At 67.4% G+C, this 19,669-nt stretch carries 18 protein-coding genes; 8 read left to right on the top strand and 10 right to left on the bottom strand.

What is annotated here, in order from left to right; translation table 11 throughout:
• Nucleotides 1-53: 53 nt before the first annotated feature.
• The 3 genes from NNZ72_RS10565 to NNZ72_RS10555 form a co-directional block, all read right to left on the bottom strand.
• A complete protein-coding gene (locus NNZ72_RS10565; RefSeq protein ID WP_257315269.1) occupies nt 54-1,550 on the bottom strand; it encodes a sugar ABC transporter ATP-binding protein in 1,497 nt (498 codons plus the stop codon).
• A 233-nt stretch (nt 1,551-1,783) separates the two neighbouring features.
• Nucleotides 1,784-2,773, bottom strand: coding sequence for a rhamnose ABC transporter substrate-binding protein (rhaS, locus tag NNZ72_RS10560; RefSeq protein WP_257315262.1), 990 nt, complete (start codon nt 2,771-2,773; stop codon nt 1,784-1,786).
• A gap of 37 nt (nt 2,774-2,810) precedes the next feature.
• The gene (locus tag NNZ72_RS10555) at nt 2,811-3,623 is read right to left on the bottom strand and encodes a DeoR/GlpR family DNA-binding transcription regulator (protein WP_257315261.1); all 813 of its coding nucleotides are present in this window, start codon (nt 3,621-3,623) and stop codon (nt 2,811-2,813) included.
• A 173-nt stretch (nt 3,624-3,796) separates the two neighbouring features.
• On the opposite strand from NNZ72_RS10555, the gene NNZ72_RS10550 reads away from it, so the two are divergent.
• The 4 genes from NNZ72_RS10550 to NNZ72_RS10535 all read left to right on the top strand — a co-directional run bounded on the left by NNZ72_RS10550 (nt 3,797) and on the right by NNZ72_RS10535 (nt 7,956).
• Nucleotides 3,797-5,896 carry a bifunctional rhamnulose-1-phosphate aldolase/short-chain dehydrogenase gene (locus NNZ72_RS10550; RefSeq protein ID WP_257315260.1) on the top strand — a complete coding sequence of 700 codons (2,100 nt, stop codon included), beginning with the start codon at nt 3,797-3,799 and terminating at the stop codon, nt 5,894-5,896.
• Nucleotides 5,897-5,909: 13 nt separating this feature from the next.
• Nucleotides 5,910-7,199 carry an L-rhamnose catabolism isomerase gene (gene rhaI, locus NNZ72_RS10545; RefSeq protein WP_257315259.1) on the top strand — a complete coding sequence of 430 codons (1,290 nt, stop codon included), beginning with the start codon at nt 5,910-5,912 and terminating at the stop codon, nt 7,197-7,199.
• A 68-nt stretch (nt 7,200-7,267) separates the two neighbouring features.
• Nucleotides 7,268-7,597, top strand: a complete 330-nt coding sequence (locus NNZ72_RS10540; protein WP_257315258.1) for a hypothetical protein — start codon at nt 7,268-7,270, stop codon at nt 7,595-7,597.
• A gap of 104 nt (nt 7,598-7,701) precedes the next feature.
• Nucleotides 7,702-7,956 (top strand): GlsB/YeaQ/YmgE family stress response membrane protein, encoded by a 255-nt coding sequence (locus NNZ72_RS10535; protein ID WP_257315257.1) that lies wholly within the window; start codon nt 7,702-7,704, stop codon nt 7,954-7,956.
• A gap of 43 nt (nt 7,957-7,999) precedes the next feature.
• Here NNZ72_RS10535 and NNZ72_RS10530 read toward each other — a convergent pair whose 3' ends face one another.
• Both NNZ72_RS10530 and NNZ72_RS10525 read right to left on the bottom strand, forming a co-directional pair.
• The gene (locus NNZ72_RS10530; protein WP_257315256.1) at nt 8,000-9,031 is read right to left on the bottom strand and encodes a hydroxyacid dehydrogenase; all 1,032 of its coding nucleotides are present in this window, start codon (nt 9,029-9,031) and stop codon (nt 8,000-8,002) included.
• Nucleotides 9,032-9,090: 59 nt separating this feature from the next.
• Entirely contained in the window at nt 9,091-9,408 is a 318-nt protein-coding gene (locus tag NNZ72_RS10525; protein ID WP_257315255.1) for a hypothetical protein, read from the bottom strand.
• Nucleotides 9,409-9,531: 123 nt separating this feature from the next.
• On the opposite strand from NNZ72_RS10525, the gene NNZ72_RS10520 reads away from it, so the two are divergent.
• A complete protein-coding gene (locus NNZ72_RS10520; RefSeq protein WP_257315254.1) occupies nt 9,532-10,158 on the top strand; it encodes a ribonuclease D in 627 nt (208 codons plus the stop codon).
• Nucleotides 10,159-10,222: 64 nt separating this feature from the next.
• Nucleotides 10,223-11,461: a hypothetical protein gene (locus tag NNZ72_RS10515; protein WP_257315253.1), complete on the top strand. Its 1,239-nt coding sequence runs from the start codon at nt 10,223-10,225 to the stop codon at nt 11,459-11,461.
• Here NNZ72_RS10515 and NNZ72_RS10510 read toward each other — a convergent pair.
• The gene (locus NNZ72_RS10510; protein WP_257315252.1) at nt 11,439-11,780 is read right to left on the bottom strand and encodes a DUF6665 family protein; all 342 of its coding nucleotides are present in this window, start codon (nt 11,778-11,780) and stop codon (nt 11,439-11,441) included. The two genes, NNZ72_RS10515 and NNZ72_RS10510, sit on opposite strands and share 23 nt — an antisense overlap.
• Nucleotides 11,781-11,794: 14 nt before the next feature.
• Nucleotides 11,795-13,177 (bottom strand): nicotinate phosphoribosyltransferase, encoded by a 1,383-nt coding sequence (locus NNZ72_RS10505; RefSeq protein ID WP_257315251.1) that lies wholly within the window; start codon nt 13,175-13,177, stop codon nt 11,795-11,797.
• A gap of 340 nt (nt 13,178-13,517) precedes the next feature.
• On the opposite strand from NNZ72_RS10505, the gene NNZ72_RS10500 reads away from it, so the two are divergent.
• On the top strand, nt 13,518-15,065 hold the full coding sequence (locus NNZ72_RS10500) for a hypothetical protein (RefSeq protein ID WP_257315250.1): 1,548 nt from the start codon (nt 13,518-13,520) through the stop codon (nt 15,063-15,065).
• Nucleotides 15,066-15,135: 70 nt separating this feature from the next.
• On the opposite strand, the gene rpsA is transcribed toward NNZ72_RS10500, so the two are convergent.
• From rpsA to aroA, 3 genes are all read right to left on the bottom strand, one after another.
• Entirely contained in the window at nt 15,136-16,842 is a 1,707-nt protein-coding gene (gene rpsA, locus NNZ72_RS10495) for a 30S ribosomal protein S1 (RefSeq protein WP_257315249.1), read from the bottom strand.
• Nucleotides 16,843-16,956: 114 nt separating this feature from the next.
• Nucleotides 16,957-17,589: a (d)CMP kinase gene (gene cmk / locus NNZ72_RS10490; RefSeq protein WP_257315248.1), complete on the bottom strand. Its 633-nt coding sequence runs from the start codon at nt 17,587-17,589 to the stop codon at nt 16,957-16,959.
• Nucleotides 17,586-18,941: a 3-phosphoshikimate 1-carboxyvinyltransferase gene (aroA, locus tag NNZ72_RS10485; RefSeq protein WP_257315247.1), complete on the bottom strand. Its 1,356-nt coding sequence runs from the start codon at nt 18,939-18,941 to the stop codon at nt 17,586-17,588. The genes cmk and aroA overlap by 4 nt, the downstream gene beginning before the upstream one ends.
• Nucleotides 18,942-19,178: 237 nt before the next feature.
• Here aroA and NNZ72_RS10480 point away from each other — a divergent pair, with 237 nt between their 5' ends.
• A complete protein-coding gene (locus NNZ72_RS10480; protein ID WP_257315246.1) occupies nt 19,179-19,565 on the top strand; it encodes a TIGR02300 family protein in 387 nt (128 codons plus the stop codon).
• Nucleotides 19,566-19,669: the final 104 nt, after the last annotated feature.

Here is a 19,669-nt window from a genome sequence, read left to right as displayed (position 1 = left end):
CAGACAAGAACCCCCTTCAGCCCAAACTTCAAACATGCAGCTTGACAAAACCATTAGGCTGCCTCCTCGATGCCGGCGGCGGCGCGCACCAGTTTCTCGGCCGTCAGTTCCGCGCGCTCGAAGCGGCCCGCGATGCGGCCCTCGCGCATGACGATGACCCGGTCGGACATGCCCATGATCTCCGGGATTTCCGACGAGACCATGATGACGCTGAGCCCCGCGGCGGCGAGCTCGCTCATGAAGGCATGGACGGCGGCCTTGGAGCCGATGTCGATGCCCTTGGTCGGTTCGTCGAGGATGATGACCTTTGGTCTCGTCGCCAGCCACTTGGCGATGACGACCTTCTGCTGGTTGCCGCCCGACAGCGTGCCGACGTCCTGGTCGAGCGAGGCGGCGCGAAGATCGAGCCGCGAGGTGTAGTCCCGCGCCAGCGCGAATTCCTCCGCCAGCCGCAGGAAGCCCGCCCGCGAGGTGCGCGAAAGCGAGGGCAGCGTGACGTTCTGGAAGATCGGCAGGCCGATGATCGCGCCCTGTCGGCCGCGCTCCTCCGGCACGTAGACGATGCCGGCGGCGATCGCCTCCGCCGGCGAGCGGATGACCTTGACCGCGCCGTCGAGCTTCACGGCGCCGGCGGACGGCTTCGTGATGCCGATCAGCGCCTGCATGAACTCCGAGCGCCCGGCGCCGACGAGGCCGTAGAAGCCGAGGATCTCGCCGCGGCGCAGCTCGAAGCCGATGTCCTCGAATTCGGTCGGGTGACGGTAGCCGGAGACGGTCAGCACAGGCTCGCCGATCTCGACATCCTGCTTGGGGAAGACCTGGCCGACGTCGCGGCCGACCATCATGCGCACGAGATCGTCCTGCGTCGTCCCGGAAATCAGCCCCTCGCCGACCATGCGCCCGTCGCGGAAGACGGTGTAGCGGTCGGCGATGCGGAAGATCTCGTCGAACTTGTGGGAGATGAAGAGGATCGCCTTGCCGTCGGCCTTCAGCCGGTCGACCAGCTCGTAGAGCTCGTGGATCTCCTTGTGCGACAAGGCCGCCGTCGGCTCGTCCATGATGACGACGCGGGCGTCGATGGAGAGCGCCCGCGCAATGGCGACGAGGTGCTTGCTGGCGATGCCGAGGTCGCGCAGCCGGATCGACGGATCGAGGTCGGCGCCGACGCGGGAGAGAAGAGCGCGCGCATCGGCATTCATCCTCGTCCAGTCGATGAGGCCGAGGCGGGTGCGCGGCGCGTGGCCGAGAAAGATGTTCTCCGCCACCGACAGCTCGTCGAAGAGCACGGTCTCCTGGTGGATAGCGGTGACGCCGGCTCTTGCCGCGGAATTGGCGGTGAGAAAGCGGGTCTCCGCGCCGTCGACGCGGATCGTCCCCTCGTCCGGCTGGTAGATGCCGGTCAGGATCTTCACCAGCGTCGACTTGCCGGCACCGTTCTCGCCGACCAGCGCCGTCACCGAGCCCGGATAGAGCGAAAGCGAGACCTCGGAGAGCGCCCGCACGCCGGGAAAGGACTTCGAGATCCCCTCGAGCGCGACGGCGGGCTTCATCCGCGATGTGGTCGTGTCCTGCAGCAAGGGTCGGTCCACCGGTTTGTGATTAATCGGCGCCCCCCTCTGCCCTGCCGGGCATCTCCCCCTCAAGGGGGGATCGGCAAGAGGCGGGCACCATGCTCAATTGCGACGTCAGCGATGGGCGAGACGGCCCTCCATCCAATCTCCCCCTTGAGGGGGAGATGCCCGGCAGGGCAGAGGGGGGTAAACCCACCCGCAATCACCAGAGATCAGAAGATCTTGGCGAATTCCTCGACGTTCGAGGCGTCGTAGACGAACGGGTCGGCCATGGCGCCCTCGTTGTTGTCGTCGAGCTTGACGACGCCCATGCGGCCCATCTTCAGCTCGGCGCCGGGCTTGGCTTCCGCACCGTTAATCAGGTCGTAGGCGATCATCGTGGCGGAATAGCCGAGGTCGATCGGGTTCCAGATCGCGAAGGATTTGGATGCGCCCGATTTCACATGGCCGGCCATCTCGGACGGCAGGCCGAGGCCGGTGACGTTGATCTCGCCGACCTTGCCGGCGTCGGTCACGGCCTGGGCGGCGGCGACGATGCCGACGGAGGTCGGCGCGATGATCGCCTTCAGGTTCGGATGCGACTGGATGAGGCCCTGCGTCTCGCGGTAGGACTTGTCGGCGAGGTCGTCGCCGTAGACGGTCGCCACCACGTTGATGCCCTTGTAGTTGGGCAGCACCTTGTTCATCTCCTCGATCCAGACGTTCTGGTTGGTCGAGGTGGCGGTGGCCGAGAGCACCGCGACGTCGCCGCCCTCCGGCAGGTTGTCGGCGGCGAGCTTGATGATCATGTTGCCGATCAGCGGGCTCGACGACGGGTTGAGGTGCATCAGACGGCCCTCGGGCGCCACGCCCGAATCCCAGGAGATGACCTTGATGCCGCGGTCCATGGCCTTCTTCAGCGCCGGGACGAGGGCGTTGGTGTCGTTGGCCGAGACGGCGATGGCGTCGACCTTCTGGGCGATCAGCGAGTTGATCACCTCGATCTGGCCTTCGGCCGTCGTGGTCGTCGGGCCGGTATAGATGACCTCGACGTCGCCGAGCTCCTTGGCGGCTTCCTGCGCGCCTTTGTTGGCCGCCTCGAAGAAGCCGATGCCGAGCGCCTTGACGACGAGGGCGATCTTCTTCGTTTCCGCCTGCGCGGTGTTGGCGATGAGCGCGACCGAGACGGCCGCCGTCACGAGCAATGTCTTCAGGATTTTCACGACTTTTTCCTCCCAGTGAAAAATCGCCGCCCAGGCCTCATGCCGAAGCGGATGCGTTCTCAGTCTTGGCGCCGGCCTGAACGTTCGCGACGATCAGGCTGACGCCGGCTTCCTCCAGCATCGCGGCATCCCTGTCCTCGATGCCCGAATCCGTGATGACGGTGGCGATGCGCTTCAGGCCGCACAGGATGAGGCTGGAGCGCTTGCGGAATTTCGTGGAATCGACCAGCACGACGAGCTCGTCCGCCTGGTCGATCAGCTTCTGCTCGGCCTGGATCAGCAGGGGGTCCGCCTCCATCAGCCCGAGCGGGCCGAGGCCCTGCGCGCCCATGAACATGCGCCGCGCGTAGAAATTGCGCGTCACGTCGTTGTCGAAGGGGCTCAGCACGATGTTCTGCTCGCGGTAGATCGTGCCGCCCGACAGCATGATCGTGTTCTTGGAATGCTTGAGCAGGTGCTCGGCGATGTTGAACGAGTTGGTGAAGACCTGCATGCGGCGGTTCGTCAGGAAATGCACCATCTGGAACGTGGTGGTTCCGCCGTTGATGATGATCGGATCGCCGTCCTCGCAGAGCGCCACCGCCTCGCGGGCGATCGCCTGCTTCTGGCGGGTGTTCAGCGTCTCGTTGACCGTGAAGGGCCGGCCGGCGAGGCCGACGAACTGCGGCGGATGCAATGCCTCAGCACCGCCGCGCACCCGGCGCAGCTTCTTCTGCACGTGGAGTGCCGCGATGTCGCGGCGGATCGTCGCCTCGGAACTGTCGGTCAGGTCGACCAGCTCGGGCACGGTCACGACCGGCTTCTCCTGAACCGCCGACAGAATGATCCGGTGTCTTTCCTTCTCGTGCATGGCTCCTCCAATGCCCGCAATGCTTCCATCGGAAACGAGCAATGTCAATCATGTTCAATCATATTTTTTCATTGTGCGGTGCAATATGATTGTTTTTGATCGTTTATGATTGACATGCGCGAGGCTTCCGTGAGATTTGAAGGCACGCTGTCAAATGCCGGGAGGACAAGCCGATGCTCGACAAGAAACAGGGCGCACGCCTTGCAAACCTGTGGGACGACGCGAAAGCCGCGTCGATGAACGAGCCGGAGCGGCTGCTCTACCGTTCCAACCTGCTCGGCTCCGACAAGCGCATCACCAATTATGGCGGCGGCAACACCTCGGCGAAGGTCCTGGAGAAGGATCCGCTCGGCGCGGGCGAGGTCGAGGTCCTCTGGGTGAAGGGTTCGGGCGGCGACGTCGGCACCATCCGGATGGACGGCTTCGCCACGCTCTACATGGACAAGCTCAATGCCCTGAAGGGCCTCTACCGCGGCGTCGAGCACGAGGACGAGATGGTGGGGTACCTCCCCCACTGCACCTTCAACCTCAACCCGCGCGCCGCCTCGATCGATACGCCGCTGCACGCCTACGTGCCGAAGAAGCACGTCGACCACATGCACCCGGACGCGATCATCGCCATCGCCGCCGCCAGGAACAGCCGGGAGCTGACGCAAAAGATCTTCGGCGACGACATCGGCTGGCTGCCGTGGAAGCGGCCGGGCTACGAGCTCGGGCTCTGGCTGGAAAAGTTCTGCCTGGAGAACCCGGCGGCGCGCGGCGTCGTGCTGGAGAGCCACGGCCTCTTCACCTGGGCCGACACGGCGAAGGAATGCTACGAGACGACGATCGAGATCATCAACAGGGCGATCGGCTGGTTCGAGGAGAACAATGCGGGGCCCGCCTTCGGCGGCGCGGTGAGGCCGGTCCTGCCGCCCGCCGACCGCCGCGCGGTAGCGGAAAGACTGATGCCGGTCATCCGGGGCATGATCGGCCAGGACGAGCGGAAGGTCGGCCATTTCGACGACGGCGACGCCGTGCTGGACTTTGTCACCTCGAAGAACCTCGGACCGCTCGCGGCACTCGGCACGAGCTGCCCCGACCATTTCCTGCGCACCAAGATCCGCCCGCTCGTCGTCGATTTCGACCCGGCGAACCCCGATGTCGACAGGACGCTTTCCGGCCTCGCCGACGCCGTTTCCGCCTATCGCGCCGACTACGCCGCCTATTACGAGCGCTGCAAGCGGGAGAACAGCCCGGCGATGCGCGATCCGAACGCTGTCGTCTATCTCGTGCCCGGCGTCGGCATGATCACGTTTGCCAAGGACAAGGCGACCGCGCGCATCTCCGGCGAGTTCTACGTCAACGCCATCAACGTGATGCGCGGCGCCTCGGGCGTGTCGGACTATGTCGGCCTGCCGGAGCAGGAGGCCTTCGACATCGAATACTGGCTGCTGGAGGAAGCGAAGCTGCAGCGCATGCCGAAGCCGAAGAGCCTTGCCGGCCGCATCGCCCTCGTCACCGGCGGGGCCGGCGGCATCGGCAAGGCGACCGCCGACCGGCTGATGGCGGAAGGGGCCTGCGTGGTGCTCGCCGACATCGATGAGACGGCGCTCGCCGCGGCCGAGGCCGAGCTCGCCGGCCGCCACGGCAAGGACGTCGTGCGCGCGGTCGTCATGAACGTCACCGACGAGGCGCTGGTGACGAAGAGCTTCGCCGACACGCTGGTCGCGTTCGGCGGCCTCGACATCCTCGTCTCCAATGCGGGGCTTGCCTCCTCGGCCGTCATCGAGGACACGACGCTGGAGCTCTGGAACCGGAACATCGGCATCCTCGCCACCGGCTATTTCCTTGTCTCGCGCGAGGCCTTCCGCATCTTCCGCCGGCAGAAGGCGGGCGGCAACGTCGTCTTCGTCGCCTCGAAGAACGGCCTTGCCGCCTCACCCGGCGCGTCGGCCTATTGCACGGCCAAGGCGGCCGAGATCCATCTCGCCCGGTGCCTGGCGCTCGAAGGGGCGTCCGAGCAGATCCGCGTCAACGTGGTGAATCCCGATGCGGTGCTGCGCGGCTCGAAGATCTGGACCGGCGAATGGAAGGAGCAGCGGGCCGCCATCTACAAGACCGACACGGAGGGCCTGGAAGCTCTCTACCGCGAGCGCTCCATGCTAAAACTCTCCGTCTTCCCGGAGGATATCGCGGAAGCCATCTACTTCCTCGCCTCCGACATGTCGGCGAAGTCGACCGGCAACATCATCAACGTCGACGCGGGCAACGCCCAGTCCTTCACGCGCTGAGGAGAGTGCCGCCATGACGATGATTTCCACGGACGTGCTGTCGCGCGAGAACGACAGGCGCCGCGCCGATCTCGCGAACGATTACGACCATCTCGGCGAGCAGCTTGCCCGCCGCGGCGTCGACATCGACGCGGTGAAGAGGAAGGTCGCCGCCTATTCGGTCGCCGTGCCCTCCTGGGGCGTCGGCACCGGCGGCACGCGCTTCGCCCGCTTCCCCGGCCGGGGCGAGCCGCGCAACATCTTCGACAAGCTGGAGGACTGCGCCGTCATCCACGAGCTGACGCGGGCGACCTCCACCGTCTCGCTGCACATCCCCTGGGACAAGGTGGCCGACATCCCGGCGCTCCGGCAGAAGGGGGAGACGCTGGGCCTCGGCTTCGACGCGATGAATTCCAACACCTTCTCCGACGCGCCGCAGCAGGAGCATTCCTACAAGTTCGGCTCGCTCTCACATGCGAACGCGGCAACGCGCCGGCAGGCGGTGGAGCACAATCTCGAATGCATCGAGATCGGCAAGGCGCTCGGCTCCAAGGCGCTGACGGTGTGGATCGGCGACGGCACGAACTTTCCCGGCCAGGCGGATTTCACCAAGAGCTTCGAGCGCTATCTCGACGCCATGAAGGCGATCTACAGGGAGCTGCCGGACGACTGGCGGCTCTTCACCGAGCACAAGATGTACGAGCCGGCCTTCTATTCGACGGTCGTGCAGGACTGGGGCACCAACTACCTGATCGCGCAGGAGCTCGGCCCCAAGGCCTTCTGCCTCGTCGACCTCGGCCACCATGCGCCCAACGTCAACATCGAGATGATCGTCGCCCGGCTGATCCAGTTCAGGAAACTTGGCGGCTTCCATTTCAACGATTCGAAATACGGCGACGACGACCTCGACACCGGCTCGATCGATCCCTACCGGCTGTTCCTGGTCTTCAACGAGCTGGTCGACGCCGAGCTGCGCCAGGCCGACGGCTTCGCGCCCGCCCACATGCTCGACCAGAGCCACAACGTCACCGACCCGATCGAGAGCCTGATGCGCAGCGCCACGGAAGTCTGCCGCGCCTATGCGCAGGGCCTGATCGTCGACCGGGCGGCGCTCGCCGGCTACCAGGACGAGAACGACGCGCTGATGGCCTCGGAGACGCTGAAGGCCGCCTTCCGCACCGACGTCGAGCCGATCCTCGCCATGGCGCGGCTGGAAGCGGGCGGCGCGATCGATCCGGTCGCGACCTACCGGGCGGCGGGCTACCGCGCCAGAGTGGCCGCCGAGCGGCCGGCCGTGGCGAGCGGCGGCGGCGGGATCGTCTGACGCCTTTCCCCGCCTTGCCGCCCGTGCGGTGCGGACCTAGATAGAGGGGAGCACCGCACGGAACGGCCATGAACCGCACGACGCTCCTCCTCGCAGCCCTTCTCGCCGCGACGCCGGCGGCAGGACAGTCGCGCGTGGTCTGCGATACGGCGAGCGGCGCCTGCGCGGCCGCCGACGGCACGCGGGAAAACTTCACCGGCAACCGGCGCGGCACGGCGGGCACGCTCGGCAACCGCAATTTCGAGATCGACGCCGAATCCCACGGCCAGGCCTCCGGCCATATCGGCGGGCGGGCGATCAGCAACCAGCGGGCCCGCCCGGGCATCGCCGGCGGCCATATCGGCGCGACGCAGAGCCGCTGCTACGCCGACGGCAACGGCAACACCTATTGCCAGTGAAGTTGACTTTTTTGCTCCAGTATCGAGCAAATCCCTGTTGCTTTCCGCGAAACACCTGCCACATTCTTCGGGCGACAGAATGACGCTGTCAAAGGGAGCACATCATGGGCATTGAAAGCATTCTCGTTTTCCTCATCGTCGGCGCGATCGCGGGCTGGCTGGCGGGCCTCATCGTTTCCGGCTTCGGCTTCGGCCTCGTCGGCAACATCGTCGTCGGCATCGTCGGCGCCTTCATCGCAGGGTTCCTGTTCCCGGCGCTCGGCATCAGCCTCGGCAGCGGCATCGTCGCCGCCATCATCCATGCGACGATCGGCGCGGTGATCCTGCTCGTGATCATCAAGGTCGTCAAACGCGCCTGACGGGAATGAACAGGCGCGCGGCGGGCTGCCGCCGCGCGCCGCCTCAGTTCACGCTGACCGGCTTCGAACGCATGCGCGAGACCGTCTCGCGCTCGGCGCGCTTGCAGCGCATCGGCGGCAGGCCGCGATCCATCAGCGCCATGTCCTCCAGCACCATGTCGCCCATCTTCTTGAAGGCGCTGTCGAGCGCGCCGGCGCGGTGGGCGGAGCGGATGAAGCCGGGAAGGCGGCGCACCGGATGGTCGGCCGGCAGCGGCTCCTGCGGATAGACGTCGCTCGCCGCGACGATATGGCCGGACGCGACGGCGGCCATCAGCGCCGGGAAATCGACGACGTCGGCGCGGCTGAGCAGGATGAAGGCCGCACCCTTTTTCATCTTCGCAAAGGCGTCGGCACCGAGGAAGCCTCGGTTCTCGCTCGTCACCGAGGCGACGACGAAGACGAAATCGCTCGACGACAGCACCGTCTCCAGCGATGCGGGCTCGACGCCGGCCTCGCGCAGGAGCGACGGCGGCAGCCACGGATCGAACACCCGGACCTTCGGCCGGAAGCCGGTCAGCAGCCGGTTCAGCGCCCGGCCGAGATCGCCGAAGCCGACGATGCCGATCTCCGCGCCCGAGACGAGGCGCGCCATCCGGTTGCCCTCGCCGCCCCACAGCTCCTGCCCCTCGCGGAAGGCGAGATCGGCGTCGACGATGCCGCGGGCGAGGTTGAGCGCCATGGCGAGCCCGAGCTCCGCCACCGGCTCGGCGAAGACCTGCCCGGTCGTCACCACATGGATGCCGCGCTCGAACAGCACCTCGTAGGGCATGTTGTTGAGAAGGTTGCTCTCGACGTTGAGCACGCAGCGCAGCTTCGGCATGCGCGCCAGCGTCTCGGCCGACAGCGGCGGCTGGCCGACGATGTAGCGCGCCTCGCCGAGCACCGCGTCGCCAAGCCCGGCGATGTCGTCCGGGTCGGCCTCGACGATCCGGTAGCTCCGGTGCAATTCGGCAAGGGCGGACGGGGTGAAGATGAGGTCGAGCGTGCGCGGTTCGGGCGCGCTGATCACCAGCGGCAGGGTGTCGTCGGTCATGGGGTCTCCTCACGGGGCATGCGGCATGGCCCGCAGGGTTAGCACAGGACTGGCGGCCGCTACCAGCCGATCCCGCGCATCTCGCGCTCGCGCGAATAGGGAAGCTGGTTGGTCTCGACGGTCACGCCGTCATAGGTGCAGGAATAGACCGTATCCCGTCCCGGGCGCCATCGGCCGCCGAGCGGGCGTTCCGAATACTTGCGCACGCAGACGACCGGCTGCCGGCGCGCCTCCGCCTCCTCCGGGGTGATGACGCCCGGCAGGTCGCGATAGACCTCGTCGCGGCCCGCAAGCGAGAAGTCGATGGCCTTGTCCTTCGCCTCCGCCGGCAGGGCGGAGAGGACAAGGCCGATCACGAGCGCCGCCGCGGTTGCCATTTGCCGTCTCATCGTCATTCCCCCGGCGGCCTGCCGCCGATTATCTTCCAGGAAAGAGTACCCGCCGGCATAAACTTGCGCTATAGGCCTGCGGGCATCCGCGACGTTCATATGGGGTTTTTCATGGCAAGCGCAATCCGGTACCACGAAGGCGACATCCCGGCGGCGGACGCCCAGCGCTATACGGGCGCCATCGCCATCGACACCGAGACGCTCGGCCTCATACCCCGCCGCGACCGGCTCTGCGTCGTGCAGCTTTCGCCGGGCGACGGCACCGCGGACGTGATCCGCATCGCCGCCGGCCAGAAGGAGGCGCCGAACCTCGTCGCCATGCTGGAAGACCCCGCGCGCCAGAAGATCTTCCACTACGGCCGTTTCGACATCGCCGTCCTCTTCCATACCTTCGGCGTCACCACGACGCCGGTCTTCTGCACGAAGATCGCCTCGCGGCTGACGCGCACCTATACCGACCGCCACGGCCTCAAGGACAATCTCAAGGAGATGCTCGAAATCGACATCTCCAAGCAGCAGCAGTCCTCCGACTGGGCGGTCGAGACGCTGTCGCCGGCGCAGCTCGAATATGCGGCCTCCGACGTGCTCCACCTGCATGCGCTGCGCGACAAGCTCACCGCCCGGCTGGTGCGCGACGGAAGGATCGAGCATGCCGAGGCCTGCTTCACCTTCCTTCCGACCCGCGCCAAGCTGGATCTCCTCGGCTGGGAGGAGACGGACATCTTCGCCCATAGCTGAGCGCCATCCTTAACGGCCGCTTAACGGTTGCAGCCTATCCTCCGGTCGACTATCGGAGACCGACATGCTGACACCGCTTGCAAGCGCGGGGGCCGCCGCGATCGTTTCGACGATGCAATCCATCCTCGACACGCTCGAGGAGCGTCGCCGCGAGGAAGCCGAGAAGGCGAGCGGCCAGAAGCGGGACGACACGCCGAAGGCGAACCTCCAGTCCGACGAGACAGCCCGTCAGGCGAACGCCCGCATCAACGCGCATTTCTTCGGCAGCGACGCCCGCAACGACAACACGCTTGCCAAGCTCGTCTCGCGTTTCGCCGATGCGCTCGGCCTTTCGCAGCGCGACGGCGAATCGAGCCGCGCCTTCGCCAAGCGGCTTGCCGATGCCGTCACCCTCGTCGACAGCGTGGCGCTCGGCGACAAGCCGCTTTCGGTCACGCTCACGAGCCTCGGCACGACGCTCGACGCGGTGAAGACGGCGATCGCCGGCGGCAAGACGGACGACCCCACCGCGGCCCTCGTGGCACGGCTCGCCGACGCGAACGGCGTGAGGCAGGGCGTCGAGGAGACCGACGCGGACTTCGAGGCCCGCCTCTCCGCCATGCTGACGGAACAGCGCGGCCAGGGGCCGAAGGATGTCGAGGCGCTCGAAAAGCAGTCCGGCCTTGCCGCCCTCGGCCTCAAGGCTTCCGACCTGATCGCCGCGATCGCCAATCCCTACGGCAGCGAGGCGGCGCGCGTGAAGGACGCGCTTGCCGACAAGGCGCGCGAGGAAAAGACGCTGACGCCGGAAATGCGCAAGGTGCTCGCCCGGCTGGAGGATGCGGCGGATCCGAAGAGCATCGAGGAGCTGAAGGCGGCACGCGTCCAGCGCGACCCGACGCGCGTCGAGGATGCCGAGACCCGCGCCGAGCGCGAGGAGCAGATCCGCGCGCTGGAAGCCGGCGAGAAGCTGAAGGACGTCCGCAAGCTGCAGGAGGCCGTGGGCGAGGCCCACAAGGCGGCTGCCGGCAAGGGCGAGGAGGCCGCCGACGATCCGGTCGCCGACGCGCTTTCGACCATCCAGCTGCTCGCCGCCGGCGCCGATGCGGCGAAGCGGGCGGAGCAGACGAAGACCGGACCGGACGAGGCCGATGCCGCCGCGCCGGACCAGCCGGCCGAGACCACCGACGAGGCGCTGCGCAAGCTCGACGAGGCGGGCACCAAGACGGAAGAAGCGCGCGAGGAAGCCCGCAAGGACGTCTTCACGCTGCGCGTCGACGAGAACGGCGTCTACGACCTCATCACCCGCCAGCTCGCGGCCTGACGACACCGAGACGCGCCATCACCTCCCGCGGGATGGCATAGCGGCTGACCGCATCCTTCTGGCTGCGCAGGCCGCACATCTCGCGCTGGATGAAGAAGGCCCAGACCTTGTCGGCGGCGTCGTTCAGCAGGTCCTCGCGCTCCTCGGGCGGGCAGCCGGCGGCAACCCGCTCGGCAAGCAGCGCCAGCGCCTTCTCGACCTTCAGCCCATGCCGCCCGAGCGCATCCGCCCGCTCGGACATCAGCTCGTATTCGAGGATGCCGAGCCCCGTCTCCTTCGTGAAGGCGGCGGCGAGCGCTTGCGGCGGGCGCACCGACATCGTCCCTCTCCCGCTCAGGCCGCCCGGGCGCGGACGGCGTCGAAGGACCAGTCGCGCAGGAGCCTGCCGTCGCGCCAGACGGGCTCGAGCAGGTTCTCGCGGCCGCCGAGCTGGTCGATGCGCACGCCCTCGAGGCCGGCGACGCCGTCCACCACCGCCTGCCGGCCGGCCTTCGAGGCCTTGAGGTTCATCGTCGCCGGGCGCTTGTAGACGTCGTGCCAGACGCCGGCGTCGTCCTGCCGGGCGTTCGCCTTCATGGCGAAGGAATAGGTGTCGCGGTTGACCTTCTGCAGGAGCCCCGCGCCCATGCCGAAGGCGATGTTCTCCGCCGAGAAGCCGAAGGCCTCCAGCCGGCCGAGGATGAGGCCGATGTCGGCCGGCGAGATGCCGTCGCCCTGGATGACGCGCACGCTGTCGTCCAGCACCTTGTAGCCCTTGGCATTCAGGTGCGTGCCGAAATGATAGGCGAGCTGGCGGACGACCTGCACGGGCGTCTCCACCGGATCGCCGCTGTCGGGCCTGACGACGAGCGTGCCGCCGGCGGCCATCACCCTCTCCTTCAGCTGCTTGCCCCAGATCTCCGAGACGGCATTGTTGATGTCGTAGCTGTCGGAGACGACCGCGTAGAGACCCTTGGCGCCGAAATGGTCGATCATGTTGGCATAGGCCTCGGCCTCGCGCTCCTGGCCCCAGGAGGTCATGGTCGAATGCTCGGAGGCGGGAATCGAGAAACCCGCCATCTCCGCGCCGTAGTAGCGCCGGGCGAAGAGCACGCCGCTCACCGTGTCCGTGCCCATGAAGTTGACGAGATGCGCCGCGCCGCCGATGCCGGCCTGCTCGAAGCTCGTCGCGCCGCGGGCGCCGAAATCGTGCAGGCGGAAGGGCAGGACGGACGCCGGGTCGTCGCAGGTCTTTTCGAGCAGCGGCCGGATGATCTCCCGCACCTTGCGCGAATTGGAGGCGACGGTGCTCGGATACCAGATCGCGCGCAGAAGCGCCGTCTCGATGTAGGAGGTCAGCCAGTAGCAGGCGGGATCGGTGTTGACGACCTGGGCGACCGGCACGCCGCGGCGCACCAGCGTGCCCTCCGGCAGCGCCTCGATGAGGAGCGGCAGGAAGCCGCCGTGCTTCTCGACGATATGCGTCCAGCCCGCGCGGTTGAAGGGCAGGCCGTGCGCCGTCACGATCGCCTCCGCCTCCTCGATGTCCTGCGCCGTCACGGGCTTCGACAGGTACTCCTTGAGGAACATCTGCAGGCCGAAGAACAGCACCTCCGGCTGCTCGGAATGGCCGCGCGCCTCGACATAGGATGAGATCGCCCGCGTTTCCGGCGGATACTGGAGATAGTGGCTGAACTTGTAGCTGTCGGTGTTGAGGATCGGGTTCGTGAGGTGCATCGCGTCAGGTCTCCGCCGCATCCGCGGCCGATGGGAACGCGCGGCCGGCAATGCCGGCAAGATTTACGCGAGGCGAGCATAAGGGGCAATAGCCGAGGCCCGATGCTGCAGTGCGAAGGAGTTTCGATCCGTTAGCGTTTTGTTAACCGGGAAATGTGAATTGTTATGTACAGGAAATCGTCGGAGCTTGCAGCGACACCCGGCCGAAGGCCGATGCCATCCTGCCGCCCGCAGACACATCAATCGCAGCGTCGCGCATGATGCGCCATCCGAAGGACGATGGATCATTGGCACACCTTGCGATGCGAGCGGCGTCGGCAGGGGCAGACAGGAGGCGGGCATGCTGCCGCGCGTGGCACCGACGACCGGGACATTGCAGCCCTCGCTCGCCCCGCAGGGGAACGTGCCGGTCGATGCCGGGCGGCCGCAGCTCTCCGCCGCCGCCCTTGCCAACCTGCGTGCCGAACTGCTGCTGCGCCTCATCGAGACCATGCTGCGCCATATCCCGCGCGGCCCGGAGGGGGCCGCCGGACGAAACCTGCTCGAATCGCTGTTCGCCGCGCTGAAATCCCTGCCCGTCCGGGAAGGCGAAGGCGGCCGCAAGCTCGCCGACCTCCTGTCCCGGCTGCCGCCCGACCTGCGTCCGGCCGCCGACAAGCTCGTCACCACGGCGCTCTCCTCGCTGCCGACACGCAGCATCGCCGTCCTGCTGCGCAATCCGGAGGCGCCCGAGGTCCAGAAGCTCGCCGTCCTTCTGGCCGCAAGCCTCGCGGACGCGGAAGGAGCAGAAACGCCCGCTTCCGTCGCCAGGCAGCCGCAACGTTTCGCCGGCCTCACCGTCCAGCAGCTTGCCGCCGTCAACCGGCACGGCATGCAGCAGGCGGCGCAGGCGGCGGGCGGCGACGCACGCACCCTGCAGGCCGCCCTGAAACGCATCTTCGACCTCGACGGCGCCCGCCAGCAACCGGCCTCGGGAACCGCCCTCGCCGGTGCCGATGGCGCGGACGAACCGCCGCCGCTTGCCGGAACTGCAACCGCCGACCGCACGCCGGCGGACAAGGCGGCCGCGCGCCTGCCCGCCGAGACGCCGGCCCGCGCGACCGGAAGCGGGCAGAGCGAAGCCGCGGCACAAACACCCCGCACCGCACGGCAGGACGGCACCGTCCCGGCGCGAAGCGGCGACGCGGCGGACGCGCGGGCCGTTCCCGACGTCATGCAGGCCGTCACCCGCAAGGCGTCGCCGGAGGTGCTGATGCAGGCCCTCGTCCGGCTCGTCGAGAACCTCTCGGAAGAGGAGGCGCAGGTCCTGCGCACCCTTCTCGACCGGCCGCTGGAGACGGCTGCCGGCCCCGCCCGCCCGGTACGCGACCCGGCGCTGCCCATGCCCGGCGATGCCGATCCCGAGACCACCGCCGCGATCGCCCGAGCCGACGACGCCGATCCCGAAACCGCACAGGCCGGGCCGGCTCGCCGGGAGACGGAGACCGCGCCGGCCGTCCAGCGCGCGGTAATCACCGCCGACGAGCCCCGCATCGGCGCACGGATATCGCCGGAGGCTGCACAGGCGGCAGCGGCGCAGGCGGAGACGGCGGTCGCGGTATCCCTGCCGCTGCGCGAAGGCATCCCCCTCGCCTTCGTCCCCTATCTCACGGCGGAAGACGACCTCGAATCCTTCGAGACGGAGGAGATCCAGGACGAGGAAGCCACGGGCGAGGACGAGGACCGGGGAACCGAAGGCGAGGAAGGCGACGAGCCCGAGGCGGAGGCGGAGACCGACGAGCCCGAATCCGCCGACATGGCCGCGCGCCGCCGCAAGACCGACGACCTCGTCGCGCGCGACGAGCCCGGCCTTGCCTTCCCCGTGCGTCCCGGCGACTACTGGACCTGAGGCGGCCGGCCACGAAAAAGCCCGCGGAGATCGCTCTCCGCGGGCCTCGTCTTTTCAGGGCAAGCGAGGCTTACTCGGCGTTGCCGCGGTTCTTGAGGGCCGCGCCCAGGATGTCGCCGAGCGAGGCGCCCGAGTCGGACGAACCGAACTGCGCGACGGCTTCCTTCTCTTCGGCGATTTCCAGCGCCTTGATCGAAAGCTGGATCTTGCGATCCTTCTTCGAGAAGTTGGTGACGCGGGCGTCGACGACCTGGCCGACCGAGAAACGCTCCGGACGCTGTTCGTCACGGTCGCGCGAAAGATCGGCGCGGCGGATGAACGACGTGATGTCCTCGTGGTTGACGAGGCGCACTTCGACGCCGCCGTCGTTCACCGCGATGACCTCGCAGGAGACGACCGCGTTCTTGCGCAGATCGCCGGATGCGGCAGCTTCGCCGACCGAATCGCGGCCGAGCTGCTTGATGCCGAGCGAGATGCGCTCCTTGTCGACGTCCACGTCGAGAACGACGGCGCGAACGACGTCACCCTTGTTGTATTCCTCGATGACCTGCTCGCCCGGACGGTTCCAGTCGAGGTCGGAGAGGTGCACCATGCCGTCCACGTCGCCTTCGAGGCCGATGAACAGACCGAACTCGGTCTTGTTCTTGACTTCGCCTTCGACTTCGGTGCCGGCCGGGTGGCTGTGCGCGAAGGCCTGCCACGGGTTCTCCAGCGTCTGCTTGAGGCCGAGCGAGATGCGGCGCTTCGTCGGGTCGACTTCGAGGACGACCACGTCGACTTCCTGGCTCGTGGACAGGATCTTGCCGGGGTGAACGTTCTTCTTGGTCCAGGACATTTCCGAGATATGGATCAGGCCTTCGATGCCCGGCTCCAGCTCGACGAACGCACCGTAGTCGGTGATGTTCGTGACGGTGCCGGAGATTTTCTTGCCGACCGGATACTTCGTGCCGATGCCGTCCCACGGATCCGACTCGAGCTGCTTCATGCCGAGCGAGATGCGGTGGGTTTCCTGGTTGATGCGGATGATCTGGACCTTGACCTGCTGGCCGATGTTCAGGATCTCCGACGGATGGTTGACGCGGCGCCAGGCCATGTCGGTGACGTGCAGCAGGCCGTCGATGCCGCCGAGGTCGACGAACGCACCGTAGTCGGTGATGTTCTTGACCACGCCGTCGACAACCTGGCCTTCTTCCAGGTTCTGGACGATTTCCGAACGCTGCTCGGCGCGGCTCTCTTCGAGGACCGTGCGGCGCGAAACGACGATGTTGCCCCGGCGCTTGTCCATCTTGAGGATTTCGAAGGGCTGCGGGTTGTGCATGAGCGGCGTGACGTCGCGGATCGGACGGATGTCGACCTGCGAACGCGGCAGGAAGGCGACGGCGCCGTCGAGATCGACGGTGAAGCCGCCCTTGACCTGGTTGAAGATGACGCCTTCGACGCGCTCGCCGGCCTCGAACTTGACTTCGAGCTTGGCCCAGCTCTCTTCGCGGCGGGCCTTCTCACGCGACAGGACGGCTTCGCCCAGCGCGTTCTCGATGCGCTCGACATAGACCTCGACCTCGTCGCCGACCTTCAGCGAGCCGTCCTTCGACTTGGCGCCGAATTCCTTCAGCGGAACGCGGCCTTCGACCTTGAGGCCGACGTCGACGATGGCGACGTCCTTCTCGATCCCGGTGACGATGCCCTTGGCGACATAGCCTTCGGCGAGATCGTTGGCGGCGAAGGATTCCTGCAGAAGGGCTGCGAAATCTTCGCGCGTGGGGTTTGCTTGAGACATTGAAACTCCTGATGTGCCTCTCGGGCACGGGCGCCGGGGGTTAGCGTTGGTCATGAACGAGGCGATGTCCGCTGCCTCACGGGCAGCACATCCGGCGCGGGGACAGGCTTCGTTCTATTGCTTAAGCGCGGCGTCGATGATCGACTTCGCCGCCGAAAACGCCGCCTCTATACTCATTTCGGACGTATCTAGCAAGTGCGCGTCGGCGGCGGGGCGCAACGGGCTGTCGGCGCGGCCCATGTCGCGGGCGTCGCGCGTCTTCACGTCGGCGAAGACCGCCGCGTAATCCGCCGTGCCGCCGCCGGCGACGATCTCGTCGTAGCGCCGCCGCGCCCGCACCTCCGGCGAGGCCGTGACGTAGAGCTTCACCGGCGCGGCCGGGCAGACGACGGTGCCGATGTCGCGGCCGTCGAGCACCGTTCCCGGCGCCTTCGCGGCGAAGCGGCGCTGCGCCTCCACCAGCGCACGGCGTACCGGCGTCATCACCGCCACCTTGGAGGCCGCCTCGCCGATCTCGTGGCGCGCGAGCACCGCCCGGTCGAGGCCGGAAAGGTCGATGTCGCGCGCGACCTCCTCCGCCACGCCCTCGTCGTCGAGCGGCAGGCCGGCGTCGAGGAGCGCCTTGGCGGTCGCGCGGTAGGTGAGGCCCGTGTCGAGATGGTGGAAGCCGTAAGCCTCTGCGATCCGGCGCGCGAGCGTGCCCTTGCCGGCCGCGGCCGGGCCGTCGATGGCGACGACGAAGCTCATTCGGCGACCTCGATCTTCGCCCCGAGACCCGCCATCAGGTCCATGAATTCCGGGAAGCTGGTGGCGATCATCGTCGAATCGTCGACCGTCACCGGATGTTCCGAGACGAGGCCCATGACGAGGAAGCTCATGGCGATGCGGTGGTCGAGATGGGTGGCGACGGCGGCGCCCGAGGCGTTGCCGAGCCCCTTGCCGTCCGGACGGCCGCGCACGACGAGCGAGGCCTCGCCCTCGTCGCAGTCGACGCCGTTGAGCTTGAGGCCGGCCGCCACGGCCGCGAGGCGGTCGCTCTCCTTGACGCGCAGTTCCTCCAGCCCGTTCATCACGGTCGCGCCCTCGGCGAAGGCGGCCGCGACGGCGAGCACCGGATATTCGTCGATCATCGACGGCGCGCGGTCCTCCGGCACCGTGACGCCCCTAAGCGCCGAGGCGCGCACGCGCAGGTCCGCCACGTCCTCGCCGCCGGCAAGGCGCGGGTTCAGGACCTCGATGTCGGCGCCCATCTCCTGCAGCGTCAGGATGAGGCCGGTGCGCGTCGGATTCATCAGCACGTTGAGGATGGTGACGTCCGAACCCGGCACCAGAAGCGCCGCCACCAGCGGGAAGGCGGTGGAGGACGGGTCGCCCGGCACGTCGATGACCTGGCCGCTGAGCCTGCCCCGGCCTTCGAGCCGGATGGTGCGCACGCCCTCGGCATCCGTCTCGACGGTGAGATTGGCGCCGAAGCCCTGCAGCATCTTCTCGGTATGGTCGCGGGTCATGACCGGCTCGATCACCGTCGTGATGCCGGGCGTGTTGAGGCCGGCGAGGAGCACGGCGGACTTGACCTGGGCCGAGGCCATCGGCACGCGATAGGTGATCGGCGTCGGCGTCCTCGGCCCGTGCAGCGTGACGGGCAGGCGGTCGCCCTCGGCGGCGGTCACCTGCACGCCCATCTCGCGCAGCGGGTTCAGCACGCGGCCCATCGGCCGCTTGGTGAGCGAGGCGTCGCCGACGAAGGTGGAGGGAAAGTCGTAGACGCCGACGAGGCCCATCGTCAGGCGGCAGCCGGTGCCGGCATTGCCGAAATCGAGCGGCGCTTGCGGAGCGAGAAGCGCGCCGTTGCCGACGCCGTTGATGATCCAGGCGTCGCCCTCCTTGCGGATCCTCGCGCCCATGGCCTGCATCGCCTTGCCGGTGTTGATGACGTCCTCGCCTTCGAGCAGGCCGGTGATGCGGGTCTCGCCGCTGGCAAGGCCGCCGAACATGAAGGAACGGTGCGAGATCGACTTGTCGCCGGGAATGCGGACGGTTCCGGCAAGGCCGGAGGATTTGCGGGCAATGGCGGGCCGGGCGGTGGCGCCGTGCGACATGATGCGTCTTCCTTATATAACCTGGGCTTCCCGCGCGGGAACGGGCGCTTGCTATCACAAAGGATCGGAAGCGTCATCCTCCCGGCGGAACAATCCCGCGCCCGCGGGCGCGCGGCGAAGTTTCGCTTTGACAGGGAACGGCAAGACGATTATGGGGACCGGCTAATCATTCTACCTTCAACGCGCCGGCGACACCCGGCCCCGCCGGAAAGATACGGCACAGATGAGGCTTTGACTGTGGCAAAACCGGAACTCGGAACCAAGCGCATCGATCCGGAAACGGGCAAGAAGTTCTACGATCTCAACCGCGACCCGATCGTGTCGCCCTATACCGGCAAGTCCTATCCGCTCTCCTTCTTCGAGGAGACCTCGGCGGCCGCCGTCCTCGAGAAGGACGACGAGGAGGACATCAACGAGGTCGATACGGAGAACACGGAAGTCGAGCTCGTCTCGCTGGAGGACGCCGACGAGGATGCGGCGGGCGGCGACGACCTGCCGGATCTCGGCGACGACGACGTGGAGATCGACGGCGACGACGACGACACCTTCCTCGAGCAGGAAGAGGACGATGACGACGACATGACCGGCATCATCGGCGTGACCGGCGACGACGACGAAGCTTAAGATCTTGATTTCCGGCCGATTTCAAAAAAATCGGCCGGATTTCAATTTTCGGCTTGCCATCTTCGGGCAGCAGAAGTAAGAACCCGCTCACCGAACGGCACGCC

Source organism: Shinella pollutisoli, assembly GCF_024609765.1.
GTDB classification, from domain to species: domain Bacteria; phylum Pseudomonadota; class Alphaproteobacteria; order Rhizobiales; family Rhizobiaceae; genus Shinella; species Shinella pollutisoli.
Note: the sequence above shows the minus strand (reverse complement) of the source record. Positions and strands in the feature narration are given on the sequence as shown.